15 protein-coding genes are annotated in these 16,464 nt (G+C 37.6%); 9 read left to right on the top strand and 6 right to left on the bottom strand.

Annotation, left to right across the window (positions count from 1 at the left end):
* Positions 1-72: 72 nt before the first annotated feature.
* Together NU09_RS16130 and NU09_RS16135 are read right to left on the bottom strand one after the other, a co-directional pair.
* Positions 73-1,644: a G-D-S-L family lipolytic protein gene (locus NU09_RS16130; protein WP_129752341.1), complete on the bottom strand. Its 1,572-nt coding sequence runs from the start codon at positions 1,642-1,644 to the stop codon at positions 73-75.
* A gap of 11 nt (positions 1,645-1,655) precedes the next feature.
* Positions 1,656-2,900 carry an OmpP1/FadL family transporter gene (locus tag NU09_RS16135; RefSeq protein WP_129752342.1) on the bottom strand — a complete coding sequence of 415 codons (1,245 nt, stop codon included), beginning with the start codon at positions 2,898-2,900 and terminating at the stop codon, positions 1,656-1,658.
* Positions 2,901-3,214: 314 nt separating this feature from the next.
* Between NU09_RS16135 and NU09_RS16140 the strand changes: the two genes are divergently transcribed.
* Positions 3,215-4,777 (top strand): hypothetical protein, encoded by a 1,563-nt coding sequence (locus NU09_RS16140; protein WP_129752343.1) that lies wholly within the window; start codon positions 3,215-3,217, stop codon positions 4,775-4,777.
* 36 nt (positions 4,778-4,813) lie between these two features.
* Here NU09_RS16140 and NU09_RS16145 read toward each other — a convergent pair whose 3' ends face one another.
* On the bottom strand, positions 4,814-5,581 hold the full coding sequence (locus tag NU09_RS16145; RefSeq protein WP_129752344.1) for an alpha/beta fold hydrolase: 768 nt from the start codon (positions 5,579-5,581) through the stop codon (positions 4,814-4,816).
* A 2-nt stretch (positions 5,582-5,583) separates the two neighbouring features.
* On the bottom strand, positions 5,584-6,297 hold the full coding sequence (locus tag NU09_RS16150; RefSeq protein ID WP_129752345.1) for a pyridoxine 5'-phosphate synthase: 714 nt from the start codon (positions 6,295-6,297) through the stop codon (positions 5,584-5,586).
* A gap of 104 nt (positions 6,298-6,401) precedes the next feature.
* On the opposite strand from NU09_RS16150, the gene NU09_RS16155 reads away from it, so the two are divergent.
* From NU09_RS16155 to murI, 8 genes are all read left to right on the top strand, one after another.
* Positions 6,402-7,061 carry a CBS domain-containing protein gene (locus NU09_RS16155; protein ID WP_129752346.1) on the top strand — a complete coding sequence of 220 codons (660 nt, stop codon included), beginning with the start codon at positions 6,402-6,404 and terminating at the stop codon, positions 7,059-7,061.
* Positions 7,062-7,075: 14 nt separating this feature from the next.
* Positions 7,076-7,957, top strand: a complete 882-nt coding sequence (locus tag NU09_RS16160; protein ID WP_129752347.1) for an NAD kinase — start codon at positions 7,076-7,078, stop codon at positions 7,955-7,957.
* Positions 7,958-8,113: 156 nt separating this feature from the next.
* A complete protein-coding gene (locus NU09_RS16165) occupies positions 8,114-8,797 on the top strand; it encodes a DUF6089 family protein (protein WP_129752348.1) in 684 nt (227 codons plus the stop codon).
* Between the two features lie 4 nt (positions 8,798-8,801).
* Positions 8,802-9,542, top strand: coding sequence for an isoprenyl transferase (locus NU09_RS16170; RefSeq protein WP_129752349.1), 741 nt, complete (start codon positions 8,802-8,804; stop codon positions 9,540-9,542).
* 7 nt (positions 9,543-9,549) lie between these two features.
* Positions 9,550-12,153, top strand: coding sequence for an outer membrane protein assembly factor BamA (gene bamA, locus NU09_RS16175; RefSeq protein WP_129752350.1), 2,604 nt, complete (start codon positions 9,550-9,552; stop codon positions 12,151-12,153).
* A gap of 36 nt (positions 12,154-12,189) precedes the next feature.
* Entirely contained in the window at positions 12,190-13,251 is a 1,062-nt protein-coding gene (locus NU09_RS16180; RefSeq protein WP_129752351.1) for an OmpH family outer membrane protein, read from the top strand.
* A gap of 40 nt (positions 13,252-13,291) precedes the next feature.
* On the top strand, positions 13,292-13,801 hold the full coding sequence (locus NU09_RS16185) for an OmpH family outer membrane protein (RefSeq protein ID WP_129752357.1): 510 nt from the start codon (positions 13,292-13,294) through the stop codon (positions 13,799-13,801).
* Between the two features lie 65 nt (positions 13,802-13,866).
* Positions 13,867-14,649, top strand: coding sequence for a glutamate racemase (gene murI, locus NU09_RS16190; protein WP_129752352.1), 783 nt, complete (start codon positions 13,867-13,869; stop codon positions 14,647-14,649).
* Here murI and NU09_RS16195 read toward each other — a convergent pair.
* Together NU09_RS16195 and NU09_RS16200 are read right to left on the bottom strand one after the other, a co-directional pair.
* Positions 14,646-15,176 carry a gamma carbonic anhydrase family protein gene (locus tag NU09_RS16195; RefSeq protein WP_129752353.1) on the bottom strand — a complete coding sequence of 177 codons (531 nt, stop codon included), beginning with the start codon at positions 15,174-15,176 and terminating at the stop codon, positions 14,646-14,648. The genes murI and NU09_RS16195 overlap by 4 nt on opposite strands.
* Before the next feature lie 60 nt (positions 15,177-15,236).
* Positions 15,237-16,232 (bottom strand): type IX secretion system membrane protein PorP/SprF, encoded by a 996-nt coding sequence (locus NU09_RS16200; RefSeq protein WP_129752354.1) that lies wholly within the window; start codon positions 16,230-16,232, stop codon positions 15,237-15,239.
* Positions 16,233-16,464 lie beyond the last annotated feature (232 nt).

Raw genomic sequence — 16,464 nt, forward strand, 5'->3', positions numbered from 1 at the left:
ATTGCTGACATAAATATAAAAAAAGCACCGCTAAAATGCGGTGCTTTTAAGAAAATGTTATCGCTAACCTAACTAGTTTGTTGGCAATACAGTAGCCCCGGGATAATAACCAGGAACTAGACGAGGAATGTTAGCATTATAATGTTGGTTAATAACCTTAATTATCTCATTTGCAACAAGTGCATAACCTCTTGCATTAGGATGCACCCCATCAAGAGAGAAAACAGTGGTATTTAAAGCAGATGTACTAAAATAATCTGCTGTATAAATCTGACCATCTTCTATTCTTAAACCACTTACAAGCTGGTTAAGAATTGCATTCATATCTGCCACAGCAAGACCTTTAGAAGCTGCAATAGCTTTGATAGTCTGGTTATAACTTAAAGTAGCAGTATTAACCATTTGTATTTCAGCTTCAGTAAGCACATGATTATCCTGTAATGGGTAAGTAACTCCAAATTTATCAAAAGGAGCCGGTATACCTGCGGGAGCAGTACCTATAACACTTCTTGTTGTAAGCAATATAAGATCGTTTGCTGTTGCCTGTCTTGCCTGTCCAAAAGTTTGCCCTAAGAAGGCTGCATAAGGAGCAAATTGAGGAATAGTTCCGGCTGCCGCAGTAATCTGAGCACTGAAATTAGTTGCTGCTTCGTCCTTAATTAAAAGCGGATTTGTATCTAAAACAGATAAAGGATTAATCCTGTTCGGTTGACCAAGAGCTGTAAACACCTGATCTAAAAACGCATATATAGTACCATTAAGTTCGCTCATAGCTGCAGCACCAGCCTGACTGTTACCCCCACCTAAAACACTTGTAGTTAAAGGATTGTAAGGCACCGTAGTAAAAAACGGAATTGACGTTACATTAGGAACTGTGGCTACGACACCTTTTGCACCACCAATTGTAAGCATATCTGTAATTCCCGAATACACACTGGCAAATACGTTAGGATCTGTAATATCGTTTGAACCATAAGTTGACGGATCAAAGTTACCGGTCTGATCTACACCAACACCTCCTGAAGTTGCAAAGGCAAGTACATCGTTACTACCTATCCAGTTAGTAAAGAAAGTTGGATTTTTAGACATTGCATCAGCCATTACTGTAGTAGATGGCGAAGTTGCATGACGTACAAAATAAGGATTTGCCTGTCCTAACGCAACACCTGCAAGATTACCGTATCCCGGTGCCAATAAGTGAAATGATTTTGCTCCCGGCACACCCATATTATTATAGGCTGTAGCCTGAAGGCTGCTCACCTCAATAGTACAGGCAGCAGCAAGAGGCTCAGGGCCACCGGCAGTAGCATCAATAATAAGCCTTGTTGCAGCTATTTGATTACCACCAAGTAAAAGACCTCCCGCATTGTTAATATCATCCTCATAAGATGGTTGTGTAAAAGCACCTCCACCCACTACAGCAAACTGCTGCGATAACAGGTTAGGAAAAGAATAAGACTGGCTCACTCTTGAAACAGTACCATCCATATAACCTGCAGTTAAAGAGTTACCTATTGCCACATAAGATGTAAAATCTGCATCTCCGGCACTGTAACTACTATTGCTTACCTCATTATCGAATTCAGGTTCACAGGCAATAAGGCCCGCAGCAAGCAATGATAAGTATATAAATTTATTTTTCATGTCAATTTTTATTAGAAACTATAACTTAAACCTATACCCGGAGAAAACACAACGCTTTTATAAGTACCTCCAAATGAAGTATACTGTCCGTCTTCCTGGTAATAATCATATGAATTATCAACCTCATCAAAGTGTAGGAACAGGAATGAGAAGTCTACACCCAGTTTAGGGTTTATCTTATATGTTAAACCACCTGTATATCCCATAGAATCATTTCTTGGTGTTTCAGGAGCAAAGTAACCATCCTGAACCGGACTCTCGTCAAAGTACCAGCCTGCACGGAAAGAGAACTTATCGTTAGCAATATACTGCGCACCTACCCTGTAAGTGTTTGAATCCTGATAATTTCTTGGGTTAACTGATGTAGGTGCACTGTTATGGAAATCAACCACCAGAGATTTATATACATCCCAGAAAGCCCTGTTATAATCAAAAGCAAAAAGAAGCTTATCATTTACCTTATAAGAAAAACCTACAGTAAGCTCTGCAGGAAGAGGAAGATCTGCATCAAAAGTAGTATTAGTTAAAGTAGTGGAAAGAAATGCAGGAACATCGTGGAAAGTAGCATCACCATCGCGAGCTTCCATTATAATTTCTGAACGATAATTAGCGCCAATTGTAAGGTTTTCAACCGGCTTTAAAGTAAATCCTGCTGTCCATCCCCATGCATTTACACCGCTTGCATCTATAGTCACATCAGTTCTGTTACCGTTTTCATCTGTAAGGCTTCTGCTAACGTTTCTGTTAAAGTTAACACTACCCGTTACAAATATAGGACCACCGCCTACACTAAAATAATCGTTTACTTTTAATGATACAGACGGCTGAATGTAAATAGCCTGAAGATCTATATTATTAACCAGGTGAGAACCCTGCCAATCCTGATCCCACTCAACAGCACTACCATAAGGTGAATAAACCGCTAAACCTACCGAAAGCCAGTCGGTAGCTCTATAAGAAACATACGCATTAAACGGTGTACCAAAATTCTCTGTAGAATTCATCCAGTTATTTTCCCTGTTCTGGAACTTTGTTCTGGCAAAAAGGGCATTACCCCCTATAGATGCATTAAAACGGTCTCCCAGGAATGCCATACCCGAAGGGTTAAAAAACAAAACCTCGGCACTGTTTATAACAGCCACACCGGTATGCCCCATAGCCAGCTGTTTCTGCCCCTGAAGACTAACCCTGTAACCACCTGCAAAAGCAGTGGTAGCTGTTAAAGCCATTAGGGTTAAAGATAATAGTTTTCTCATGGTTAAATAAGTATTAGTTTTTCATATTGTAAATAGCTTATATCAAATTTAGGATATTTTATGAAAAATACAACGATTGAGATAAAAATATTATGCATTCATAATAATTTATTTTACAAAAAATACATATTTTTTTTGACAATATGATTATTAAAAAATCTATATTTTAAATAAATAACATAAAATTAACCAGAATTAACTATTAAGAACTTCGTTAACTAAAGATTAGGACACCATACTATTAACAAAAACATAAAGTAGTTTAAGAATCATTTAAATCGCTGTACCTTACCCGTTAAAATCAAATCAGCCTTATGTCCCTCTTAAAAAAAATACTCATCGCAACAGGTGTTTTAATACTACTCCTGATAATAGCCAATTACGGAATAAGCTATTGGATATCCCAAAAGCTTCCTTCCATACTGCAATCGGAAGAAAAAATGCCTTACAACATCAGCTACAGGGATCTTGACATCGACTTACTGGGCGGGAACCTAACTGTTCTGGATGCTGCCCTATCTCCTAAAGACACTACAGGAATTGCAATAAAAAACGGAGCTTATGGAAAAATAGACAAAATAAAAGTAGAGAGTTTCAGCCTATGGCAACTACTGGTAAATGACAAAATAAAAGTAGCCCATATAATAATTGAAAAACCGGAGATTATACTTTACCCTGAAGAAGAGAAATACAAAGTAAAAAGCAATTTGGTAAAACCCTTTAAGAACACAGTGTTTACCGAAACAATTGAACTGATAAACGGTAAATTCACATTACTGGACACTACAGATAAAATAAAACTAAGAGCACACAATATTGCACTCAAGCTTAAAAACATAAAAGTAGACAGCACCACTATTAACGACAACCTACCGGTAAAATACTCCTCATACCTGTTTAACTGCGACAGCATATATTATCAGGCAGGGAGCCAATACCATATTACGACTGAAAAAATAACATTAAGCGACACCTCTGCTATTGTAAATAATTTTAAACTGACCCCGGAGCTTAGCCGTATCGCTTTTGCTAAATCCATACCTAAAGAAAAAGACCAATACCGAATAGCGGTAGAAAAAATACATGTCCCGAATTCTGTTTGGGGATTTGTAAACGACACTCTTTTTGTCCATTCTCCTGAAATAAACCTCAATAAGGTAAATGCGGTAATCTACAGGCCAAAAATGCCTGCCGATGATCTTAGCACCAAAAAACTGTATAGCCAGATGTTAAGGGAACTGAATTTTGACTTAAAGATTGACAAAATAAACCTGAAAGACTCCTATCTTGAATATCAGGAACAGCAAAGCTACGACAGGGAACCGGCAAAGGTGTCCTTCTCAAATTTTAATGCTACGGTAGCCAACATATACAGCCCATTGCATAAAGAAGAGTTCCCTACTACCTCACTGGATGTAAGCTGCCTGTTTATGAAATCGTCACCATTAAATGTACACTGGACGTTTAATATCCCGGACCAAAGCGACTCCTTTACCATAAAAGGACATTTGCAAAACGTAAACAGCAGTACGATAGACCCGGTAGCAAAGCCTCTTATGAACCTCACTACTCAAGGTGACCTTGAACAGATTTACTTTACTTTTAACGGCAACAGGGAAACATCTAATGGTGCTTTTGCTATAAGGTACAATAATCTAAAGGTAAAACTTTACAAAAAAGACGGCAAGAAGGAAAACAAGCTTATGTCGGCAGTTGGAAACCTCTTAGCTAAAAACGATAGTGACGGTGACTTAAAACAGGCCGATGTTAGTGTAGAAAGAGTAAAAAGTAAGTCGGTATTTAACTTTTTATGGCGCTTTTTACAGGAAGGACTCAAAAAAACACTTCTACCTAAAATAATGACTAAAAAAGATTAAATAAAAAAGGCTGCTCAGATGAGCAGCCTTTTTTATTTATGCAGTAAGAAACGCCAATGTCTCTGCTACAAAATCCTTAGGATTTTCGGCATGCAGCCAGTGGCCTGAATTTTTAATATCTTTTATCATTGCTTTAGGGAAATGATTATGAATGGTTTCAAAATCCTGATCTTTAATATAATCTGACTTGTCTCCCCTTAAAAATAAAACCGGCCCATCATAAACACTACCTTCCGGTAATGCAGCACCTATGTTATCTATTTTCTCGGTAAGGACTTTTAAATTAAACCTGAAAGCCAGTTGTCCCGATTCTACCCAATAGAGACTTTTCATAAGAAATTGGCGTGTACCAAAGTCTGGGATATAGTGTTGTAATATTTCTTCAACATCACTCCTGCTTGGTTTTACAGAAAAATCTACCGCATTAAGTCCGGCAAGTATGTCCTGATGGTGTGGCCTGTAGTATTTAGGCCCTATATCGGCAACCACTAACTTCTCAAGCATTTCAGGATGTGCCATAGCAAAGAACATACTTATCTTCCCTCCCATTGAGTGACCGATTATATCAACCTTTTCAAGATTATGCTCTTTACAGTAGTCATAAAGATCCTGCACCATTACATCATAATTAAACTCATCTGACTGCAAGCTTCTGCCATGGTTTCTCATATCTAATGCATGAACTTCAAACCCTCTTTCGGCGTATTGCCCGCCAAGCGTTTTCCAGTTGTCAGACATTCCTAAAAAACCGTGAATTATAAGTAATGGCTTTCCGCTTCCTTCTATTCTTGAATATAAACTCATTATTATTTAAGTTTTTGAAGATACATATTCACTACATTCTCTATACCCAGGTAAAGTGATTCAGAAATAAGGGCATGTCCTATAGAAACTTCCAGAAGCCCCGGAATGTTATCTTTAAAAAACTTAATATTATCAAGACTAAGGTCATGACCGGCATTTATGCCCAAGCCCAACTCGTTTGCAAGTTTTGCTGAAGCCACATAAGGTGCAATACCCTCTTCATTCCCTAATCCGTACTCATGAGCAAAAGCTTCAGTATAAAGTTCAATCCTGTCTGTTCCGGTCTCTTTAGCGCCTTCAATCATATTAAGTACAGGATCAACAAAAATAGAAGTACGGATATCATTTCTTTTAAACTCGGCAATTACTTCCTGTAAAAACGACTTATGCTTTATTGTGTCCCAACCCGCATTCGATGTTATGGCATCATCTGCATCAGGAACAAGGGTAACCTGTGTAGGTTTTACCTCAAGCACTAAATCCATAAATTTCTTTATAGGATTACCCTCAATATTATACTCTGTATAAACAACAGGAACCAAATCCCTTGCATCCTTATAACGAATATGTCTTTCATCAGGCCTTGGATGAATAGTAACCCCCTGTGCTCCAAATTTCTGAACATCGGCAGCAACTTTAAGCAAATCAGGCACATTACCGCCTCTTGAGTTCCTTAACGTTGCAATTTTGTTTATATTTACACTAAGTTTTGTCATTTTGTCCCTGTTTATTTGAATTTTACACAAAAATACAAAGTAAAATTAAGGTAGAATATTCTTATTTTTGATTATTTTGCACTAGTAACTGATACTTCCCCAACATGATTGATATAACTGATTTTATCAACAACAAAATAAAACCCCTTAACACGACCGAATCTGTAGCAGATGCGCAGGATCTTTTTGCCGAATATCCATTTTCACATTTTCCCGTACTGGAAAACAATGTATATATAGGCTGTGCCGGCAGCGAAGACATCGACCTGATGGAGATAGACAAGACCATGAACGACATGCGCTATACTTTTGACAGGTTTTTTGTTAGGGATACAACAATATGGCTTGACGTACTTGAAGTATTTGCCAAAAACGAAACCAACATAATGCCCGTTTTGGATAGCGAGAATAAATACTTGGGCTATTATGAAATTACAGATATTATTCAGTTTTTCCATCAAACCCCTTTCCTTAAGGAAGACGGAGGCATACTTGTAGTGGAAAAAGGTGTTGCCGATTACACCATGAGCGAAGTTGCCCAGATAGTGGAAAGCAACAACGGCAGGCTTTTGGGATCATTCATCTCTGAAGCAAACCTTGAAAAAGTACAGATTACATTAAAAATAAGCCTTGGCGGGCTAAGCGAAATAATCCAGACATTCAGGAGATATAATTATGAAATTATTTCTGAACATCAGGAAGACGCCTATCTTAATACATTAAAAGACCGTTCTGATTACCTGGACAAATACCTGAACATATAATAAGCGTGAAGAATATGAGGATAGCTGTTTACGGTCAGTATTACAAAGACAACACCGAAGACATAATCGAGAAAATGTTCTCGGTTTTTGAAGGACATACTACCGAAGTGGTTTTTGAAGCAAATTTTTACAAAGCCATTACAGAAAAAGGGCTTTTACAAAAATCATTTTCAACTTTTACCCATCATGAAGAGCTGGACAGGCGTTTTGACATGCTTATAAGCATAGGTGGCGACGGCACCATGCTTAGGGCGGCTACTTATGTGCGTGATAAAAACATACCCGTACTTGGTATCAATGCCGGGCGTTTGGGATTTTTAGCAACCGTACAGCAGGAAGATATAGAGACACTGCTGCCGCTTATTTTTGAAAACAAATACAAGATTTCACCAAGAACACTTCTTTCACTTGACTATGAAGGAATGGAAAAAGAAGATGGACTTGATTTTGCTCTTAACGAAATTACCGTAAGCCGTAAAGACACCACCTCAATGATAACCATAGAGGTAAAACTAAACGGCGACTACCTTAATGCTTACTGGGCAGACGGACTTATTATATCTACCCCTACCGGTTCTACCGGATATTCATTAAGCTGCGGAGGCCCGCTGCTTATACCAGAGGTAAACAGCCTAGTAATAACACCTATAGCACCCCATAACTTAAATGCACGCCCGCTTGTAATTCCTGATGATACGGAGTTGGAACTTAAAGTAAGCGGCAGGGAACCACAACATCTTATTTCACTGGACTCCAGAATACTTACTGTAGACACCGAAACACCGTTAACAATAAGAAAAACAAGCTTCAAAATAAACATGGTTGAATTTCCTGAAGAGAAATTCATAAAAACGCTTCGCAAAAAACTTCTTTGGGGTGAAGACAAAAGAAATTAAAAAATAACTTTTTTGACTTCATTACATACTACACTACACCTTCTGTCGTTTTGTAGACTGAACCTGATTGCCAAATTGAGGTTAATAGATTGTAAAAAGTCTTAACGAAGGCGATTTAGAAATCTATATTATTATATTTGCACCTATTTTGATAAAATGAGTAGAGTTTTTGTTGTTTTATTTTTAATTGTTTTTTCACTGAAAGCAGAAGCCCAGATTAATGAAGTGGGTATTTTTGCCGGAGGAAGCAACTACATTGGAGATGTGGGTCCTACGAACTATATAGCGCCGAAGGATCTTGCAGTGGGTTTACTATATAAATACAACAGGAGTACCCGTCATTCTTACAGAGCTTCGTTTACTTACGCAAAGATATCTGCTAATGATGCAGATTCTGACTCAAGCGGAAGAAAACAAAGAGGCTATTCGTTTGATAATACAGTAAAAGAGTTATCTTTAGGCCTTGAATTTAATTTTTTCGATTTTAACCTGCATGAACCGGAGTTTCAGCTAACCCCTTATGTATATAGCGGGCTTAGCTATGCATGGTATGAAGAGCAGTATATCAACAACGGGAGAACCTATGATAACGGAAACAACAGCTCATTTGCCATACCGATGATAGTAGGTATAAAAACGAATGTATTACCAAATTTTGTAATAGGCTTAGAAGTGGGCGCACGATATACATTTACCGATAATTTAGACGGCAGCTATCCGGAAGACGATACCTTCCAGAATCTTCGCTTTGGCAACTTAGAAAGCGAAGACTGGTATGTATTTACCGGACTTACCCTTACTTATACTTTTGGAGAAAAGCCTTGCTACTGCCCTAATTAACATCATGAACAAATCAATTACTATAAATACTGAAAACCTACCTACTCACCTTGCCATAATAATGGACGGGAATGGCCGTTGGGCAAAGCAACGTGGTATGTTAAGGGCTTTTGGCCATGAAAGCGGCACAAAATCAGTAAAACAAACTATAGAGAACTGTACCAACCTTGGTATAAAATACCTTACCCTGTATACCTTTTCTACAGAAAACTGGAACAGGCCTAAACTGGAAGTTCAAACCCTAATGAAAATCCTTATCAACACTTTGAAAAAGGAACTTCCCACACTTCAAAAAAACAATATCAGATTAAGCACTATCGGCAACAGCGAATTGCTTCCTGAAAAAGCCAGAAACCAACTTTTTGAGGTTATAGAAAAAACAAAAGACAATAACAAGATGGTACTTACCCTTGCCCTTAGCTACGGCTCCAGGGAAGAGATAATATCAGCTGTTAAACAGATAAGTGAAAAAGTAAAAACAAACGCGATAGCGGTAACAGATATAAATGAAGAAATAATTACTCAGCACCTGTATACGCATGACATGCCGGATGTAGACCTGGTTATAAGAACCAGCGGCGAACAAAGAATAAGCAACTTCCTGTTATGGCAGTGCGCGTATGCAGAATTTTATTTTACCGATGTATTATGGCCGGACTTTAGTGAAGAAGACCTGCACAAGGCAATTATCAGTTACCAAAAAAGAGAACGTAGATTTGGAAAAACCAGTGAACAAGTTAAATAACAGCGTGATGTTTTATAAACGCATTAAATTATTTTTAGGAGTAGTATTTTGTATTCTATCCGGTACAGCCACAGCGCAGGACAGGGTTGAACCAGGCCAGTATATACTGGCAGGGGTTGACGTAACCGGAAAACTTACATATAACGAACAAACCGTAGTACAATTTACCGGCCTTGAAAAAGGACAGCGCATTAATGTTCCCGGTGAGGAAATAAGTAATGCCATAAAAAAGCTATGGAAACTTGGACTGTTTAATAATATTGAGTTTTATGCCACCGAAATTAAAGGTGACAGTATTTACCTTGAACTTAATGTAAATGAGCTTCCTAAACTTAGTGATGTAAAAATGCAGGGACTTAGAAAGAGTAAAATAGAAACTCTTATTAAGGACACTGAACTTACTAAAGGAAAATATGTAAACGAAAACCTTATTACCAATACCAAAAACTATATTGAGAATAAGTACAAAAAAGACGGTTACTACAATACAAAAGTTGCCATTAATGTAATACCGGACAGTGCAAATACTGTAAAAATGGTAGTTAACATAGACCGTGGCAAAAAAGTAAAAGTCTCCAAAATCAAATTTGAAGGTAACACGATGCTTACGGACGGTAAGCTGAGAAGTGCCATGAAGAACACTAAACAGAAGAGCTTCATGAATCCGCTGCGTATCTTTAAATCTTCTAAATACATTAAAGACAAATACAAGGAAGACTTAGGAAGCATTGTAGATAAATACAAAGAAAAAGGTTACCGTGATGCACGTGTTACTTCTGACACTGTAATCTACAACCCTAAGAAAAACACCGTAGCAATAAACATTGCTATAGAAGAAGGTCGTAAATACTACTTTGGAGACATTAAGTTTATTGGTAACACCGTATATACCAACCAATACCTAAAACAGGTATTAGGTATTAAAAAAGGTGAGGTTTATGATGGTATCCTTCTTCAAAAAAGGATTGCCGATCAAACTAAACCTGATGGTGAAGACCTTACCAACCTATACCAAAATAATGGATACCTGTTCTCTAACATCAATGCAGTAGAGGTTAGAACAGAAAATGACACTATAGATTTTGAAATCCGTATCGTTGAAGGACCTATTGCTTACCTAAACAAAATTACAGTTGTAGGTAACGACAAGACTAACGACCGTGTTATATACCGTGAGCTTTTAACAAGACCGGGGCAAAAATGGAATAAAGAAGACGTCGTTAGTACGGTTAGGCAGCTGGGATCATTAGGATATTTTGATGCCGAAACAATCAGGCCTGACATTAAGAACCCTTCTCCCGAAACCGGAACAGTAGATATTGAATGGAACGTTACAGAAAGAGGATCGAGCCAGATAGAACTTCAGGGAGGTTATGGCGGTGGTGGCTTTATAGGGACACTGGGCCTATCCTTCAACAACTTCTCATTAAGGAATATTTTCAACAAGGATGCCTACAACCCAATTCCTATGGGAGACGGACAAAAACTGTCGCTACGTGCACAGGGTAGTACTTATTTCCAAACTTATAGTTTATCATTTACTGAGCCTTGGTTGGGTGGCAAGAAACCTATACAGCTATTCTCGTCGCTATCGCACAGTAACCAGTACCTGTATAACTTCCAGACAAGGGATGTGGACAGAAGCCAAAGCTTTACCATTAGTTCAGTAACATTAGGTTTAGCAAAAAGGCTTAGTGGTTTTTATGACAGGATAACTATATCTCATGCCATGACATTCCAGTACTACAACCTTAATAACTACAACACAGGGCTGTTTACATTTGGTAACGGTAGCTCGCGTAACTTAGCTTACACGCTCGAGGTTACAAGAGACAGTAGAGGATCACCTATATTCCCTACTTCAGGTTCTATAGTTAGTGTAAGTGCTAAAATGACGCTTCCATACTCTTTATTCAACAATATAGACTATGCTAACCTGGGAAGCCAGAACGAATATAAATTAAGAGATGGTAATGGCAACTACCTTAAAAACGTAGGTACAGACGATAATCCGGTTTATCAGGTAACTCACGATCCTGCGCTTGCAGCAGCAGACAGAAGTAAGATAGACCAGAAGAAATTCAATTGGCTGGAATATTACAAGATTAAGATGAAAGCCGATTGGTATACAAAAATTTATGGTAAATTAGTGCTTCGAACACTAGGAGAATTCGGCTTCCTTGGTGCTTATAATTCGAACAGAGGGGTTGTTCCTTTTGAAAGATTCTTTGTGGGTGGTGACGGTTTAGCTAACTACTCGCTTGACGGACGTGAAGTAATACAGCTTAGGGGTTACCCTAACCAGGCGCTTTCGTCTATAAACGGTGGTACGGTATACAACAAGTTCTCATTAGAGCTGCGTTATCCTATTACACTTAAACCACAGGCGTCAATTTATGTATTAACCTTCTTAGAAGCAGGTAATTCATACGACTCTTTCCAGGAATATAATCCTTTTGCTCTAAAACGTTCGGCAGGTTTCGGTCTAAGGGTATTTATGCCGGCCTTCGGATTGTTAGGAATAGATTTTGGTAATGGATTTGACCCAATTCCGGGCTCCACACAAAAGAACGGATGGGAAACACACTTTATCATTGGCCAACAGTTTTAAAAAATTGGCATGATATTTTCTAATATGAAAGAAGTTATGAAAAAACATTTTTTAGTATTACTGGTATTATTTACTGCTGCAACGGCAACAGCTCAGTCACGCGGGCTTAAAATTGCCTATATAGACATGGAGTACATACTTGAAAAAGTACCTGACTATGCCGAAGCAAAAAACCAGCTTGAGATTAAAGCTCAAAAGTGGAAGCAGGAAATGGAAGTAAAGAAAAATGAAATAAATAAGCTTAAACAGAATCTTGATACCGAAAAAGCACTTTTAACCAAAGAGCTGATTGAAGAAAGAGAAGAAGAGATAAGCTTTTTAGAAAAAGACCTTATAGAGTACCAACAGAAAAGGTTTGGACCAAACGGAGACTTTATTACTCAAAAAGCCGTATTGGTTAAACCAATTCAGGATCAGGTTTTCAATATCGTTCAGGATCTTGCAGAAGCAAGAAATTATGACTTCATTTTTGATAAATCATCAGATATGACAATGCTTTTCTCTGCCAAAAGACACGACATCAGTGATTTTGTTATAGGAAGAATGACAAGAGCTGCAAAGAGAGAAAAACTTAGTAACAAAGAACTGAAACAGCTTGAAGAAATGGAAAAGCAGGAAGAGCTTGATATCGATCCTGCCTATGCTGAAAAAAAGCAGAAACTTGAAGACAGAAAAGCTGAGAGAGACAGCATTATAGAACAAAGAAGAAAGGCGCAGGAAGAAAAAAGAAGAGCTTACGAAGAAAGAAAAGAACAGCAAAAGAGAGAAAGGGAAGCTAAAAGAAATGGCACGCAAACAGACAAAACCGGCGAGGATACTTCTGGGGAAACAACAGGAGAAAGACCTGCCGGAGAAAGCAATACAACTGATGCCCAAACTGAAAGACAGGATGCTGTACAAGCTGCCAAGGAAGAAAGAGAACGTAAGATAGAAGAGCGCAAAAAAGAAATAGAAGAACGCAAAAAACAACTTGCTGAACAAAGGGAAGCTGCCAGAAAAGCACGCGAAGAACAACGCAACAAAAATACGCAGCAACCAGAGGAAGAACAACCTCAGGAGCAAAATGAGACCACCCCTACAGAGGGCGAAGGAAATTAACAACGGATAAAAACAAAAATTAATACAAATACCTTAAATGATGAAACAATTAAAATCTTTACTAATCGCTGCAGCACTTTTCATAGGAGTTAGCCAAACTGTATCAGCACAGGCTAAAGTGGCACACATCAATGTAAGTGAATTAATGACAGCTATGCCAGAGATGAAAGCAGCTAATACTCAACTTGAGCAAATTAGCAAAACCTATGATACTCAATACAAAACGATGGTACAGGAGTTTCAGGCAAAAATTCAAAAATATGGTGATGAAGAGGCTACTGCAGGAAATGCGGTAAACGAGGCACGTGCTAAAGAAGTACAGGATATGCAACAAAGAATTCAGGAATACCAACAAACGGCTACAAGAGAGCTTCAGGACAAACAGGAAGCTATCTACAAACCAATTCTTGAGAAATCTAAAAATGCTATTCAAAAAGTAGCTAGAGCTAAGGGATACCAGTATGTTCTTGACTCTTCTACAGGAAGTGGGGTTATTCTTGCTGACGGACCAGATTTAATGGCAGACGTGAAAAAAGAATTAGGTTTCTAAAAACCATCATTTTCAAGATATTTAAACGACTCATATATGAGTCGTTTTTTTTTATATTTGTTGTTATGAACAATACCACGAACCCCATAGGCTTATTTGATTCAGGAGTAGGCGGAACGTCAATATGGAAAGAGATACATAATCTCCTTCCTAACGAAAACACTATATATCTTGCTGATAGTAAGAATGCCCCTTACGGAATGCGTCCAAAAGAGGAAATCGTGGAATTAAGCTATAAAAACACTGAGTTTTTACTTGAGCAAAACTGCAAAATGATAGTTGTTGCCTGTAATACTGCCACAACTAATGCCATTAAGGAACTAAGGGCTAAATATGATGTCCCGTTCATTGGGATAGAACCTGCTATTAAACCCGCCGCAAGTTTTACAAAAACACAAACAATAGGCATACTTGCCACAAAGGGCACTTTAAACAGTGAACTGTTTCATAAAGCTGTATTAAACTACAAAGATATTAAGATTATTGAACAGGTAGGCCACGGGCTTGTAAAGCTTATTGAAGAAGGTTCTCTTGAATCTGCAGAGATGAAAGAGCTGCTGGAAACCTATCTTGAACCCATGATAAAAGCTAATATAGACTACCTGGTACTTGGTTGCAGCCATTACCCTTATCTTATACCACAAATAAAAAAAATACTCCCACAGAGCGTTAAAATAATCGATTCAGGCGAAGCGGTAGCAAAACAAACAAAAAATGTCCTGATATATCAGGACATTCTTAATACCTCTTCTCAAAGAGGTTATACTACTTTCTATACAAACAGCAATCCTGCTGTACTTACTAATATTCTTGAAAACCAATATGAAGTTGAGGAAAAGGACTTTTAATCCTCCTCTCCTTTTTCTTCTTTAAACCAGGAAGAATACATCACATAATTATTAGATATCCTACCTATTTCTCCGGCAAAATCAGAAGCATTGATATCTTTTACTTTTTTAGCTGGTATTCCCGCATAAATAGTCCCTGATTCCACCACGGTATTCTGAGTAACAACAGAACCTGCCGCAACAATCGAATTACTTTCTATAACGCAATTATCCATAATGATTGCCCCCATACCTATAAGCACGTTATCATGCACTTTACAGCCGTGCACAATAGCATTATGCCCGATAGATACATTATTACCTATTTCAGTCGGATGTTTTTGATAAGTACAGTGTATTACGGCACCATCCTGGATATTTACCTTATCTCCTATCTTTATATAGTGCACATCTCCCCTAACAACAGCATTAAACCATACGCTGCATTCTTTACCAAAAGAAACATCTCCTACAATCGTAGCATTTTCGGCTACAAAACAATCCTCAGGAATTTGAGGATACTTACCTCTAACTTCTTTAATTACCATAACAGATTCCAAAAAAAAGTCCCGATAAAAATCGGGACAGAATTAATAATGCATTTATAACTAGTTATTAACGGCCGGACAATTACAACTATAAGGCTCCCTACCACAAAACAGGTTAAGACCTAAGGTTATTTGATGAAAACCTGCATTATCAAACTTAACATCACCGGTTAAGTAAGAGTAAGTGTAGGCAAACATAAATTGTTTGTAGTTAACACCTATAATAGGAGTAAAATATTGCAGGTTTTGATCTTTTGCACCATTACCATCTATGTATTGTGCACCATCAAGATATCTTCTGTAAGATAAACCTCCCCATACTTTACCAAAGTCTACATTTTTATAAACTTTAAGGTTAACATCTAAAGATTTCTCTTTTGTTTCATCTACCATCTGGAACATTAATGAAGGTTCCCATTGTAAACGGTCAGCATCTCCAAAAACATATCCTAAACTCATTAAGTATTTTCTAAGGTTGTCACTCTCAATATCAGTATAAATATCCCTCTTGCTTGCAATAACGTTTTTAGCAACAAAGTGAGCATAAAACTCAAGGAACTGATATGAAGCACCTATATCGATATTGAAGTAAGAATCTTTTTGTTGCATACCTCCATCAATAATAGGGTCAAAATCAGGCTCAAACTCAGTCTCATCTAAGCGACTCTGAACAAGACCAACGTTCATACCAAATGAAAGCTGATTCAAGTCATAAGTACTTCTTGAAAAACGTATGTGGTGAGCATAAGTTAATTTAGCTCCTGTTTGAGAATGGTAACCATTCTTATCATTGAAACCAATAATACCAATACCAGACTGCTCTCCTACTTTACCGTTAAAACTTAATGTTTGTAACTGTGGAGCATCATCCTGGCCAAACCATTGCTGACGTGCAGTCAGTCTTAATTTAGCACAGTTAGCCGCACCTGCCATAGATGGATATAGTAGGTAATAGTTATCTGACAGGTAATCTGAGTAAACCGCAATCCCTTCCTGCGAAAAAGACAGCTGAGTTAGTAATAGTCCAAAAAATAGATAAATCTTTTTAAAATTCATGTCGACCTTATCGTTTAATGAGAAATGCGCTTTAACTTTAATTGATGTTTTATATTTATTAACGGTCCTACAGGTCAATTTATTTTACTAAATTTTTCCATAGCGGTCAAATATATAAATTTTTGCGTTAGGTTGGTAATGATAACTTAATAATATTATAAAAATGCTACCACTTATGGCAGCATTTTTATATTTTAATTTAAATCTTTCTATCTCTTCAGTGAGAAGTGTG

The organism is Flavobacterium beibuense (assembly GCF_004151245.1).
Classification (GTDB): Bacteria; Bacteroidota; Bacteroidia; order Flavobacteriales; family Flavobacteriaceae; genus Flavobacterium; species Flavobacterium beibuense_A.

What these genes read in the sequence shown, in the direction of transcription:
- NU09_RS16130 (WP_129752341.1), bottom strand. Translation starts at nt 1,644, where the DNA reads ATGAAAAATAAATTTATATACTTATCATTGCTTGCTGCGGGCCTTATT.
- NU09_RS16135 (WP_129752342.1), bottom strand. Translation starts at nt 2,900, where the DNA reads ATGAGAAAACTATTATCTTTAACCCTAATGGCTTTAACAGCTACCACT.
- NU09_RS16140 (WP_129752343.1), top strand. Translation starts at nt 3,215, where the DNA reads ATGTCCCTCTTAAAAAAAATACTCATCGCAACAGGTGTTTTAATACTA.
- NU09_RS16145 (WP_129752344.1), bottom strand. Translation starts at nt 5,581, where the DNA reads ATGAGTTTATATTCAAGAATAGAAGGAAGCGGAAAGCCATTACTTATA.
- NU09_RS16150 (WP_129752345.1), bottom strand. Translation starts at nt 6,297, where the DNA reads ATGACAAAACTTAGTGTAAATATAAACAAAATTGCAACGTTAAGGAAC.
- NU09_RS16155 (WP_129752346.1), top strand. Translation starts at nt 6,402, where the DNA reads ATGATTGATATAACTGATTTTATCAACAACAAAATAAAACCCCTTAAC.
- NU09_RS16160 (WP_129752347.1), top strand. Translation starts at nt 7,076, where the DNA reads ATGAGGATAGCTGTTTACGGTCAGTATTACAAAGACAACACCGAAGAC.
- NU09_RS16165 (WP_129752348.1), top strand. Translation starts at nt 8,114, where the DNA reads ATGAGTAGAGTTTTTGTTGTTTTATTTTTAATTGTTTTTTCACTGAAA.
- NU09_RS16170 (WP_129752349.1), top strand. Translation starts at nt 8,802, where the DNA reads ATGAACAAATCAATTACTATAAATACTGAAAACCTACCTACTCACCTT.
- bamA (WP_129752350.1), top strand. Translation starts at nt 9,550, where the DNA reads ATGTTTTATAAACGCATTAAATTATTTTTAGGAGTAGTATTTTGTATT.
- NU09_RS16180 (WP_129752351.1), top strand. Translation starts at nt 12,190, where the DNA reads ATGAAAAAACATTTTTTAGTATTACTGGTATTATTTACTGCTGCAACG.
- NU09_RS16185 (WP_129752357.1), top strand. Translation starts at nt 13,292, where the DNA reads ATGAAACAATTAAAATCTTTACTAATCGCTGCAGCACTTTTCATAGGA.
- murI (WP_129752352.1), top strand. Translation starts at nt 13,867, where the DNA reads ATGAACAATACCACGAACCCCATAGGCTTATTTGATTCAGGAGTAGGC.
- NU09_RS16195 (WP_129752353.1), bottom strand. Translation starts at nt 15,176, where the DNA reads ATGGTAATTAAAGAAGTTAGAGGTAAGTATCCTCAAATTCCTGAGGAT.
- NU09_RS16200 (WP_129752354.1), bottom strand. Translation starts at nt 16,232, where the DNA reads ATGAATTTTAAAAAGATTTATCTATTTTTTGGACTATTACTAACTCAG.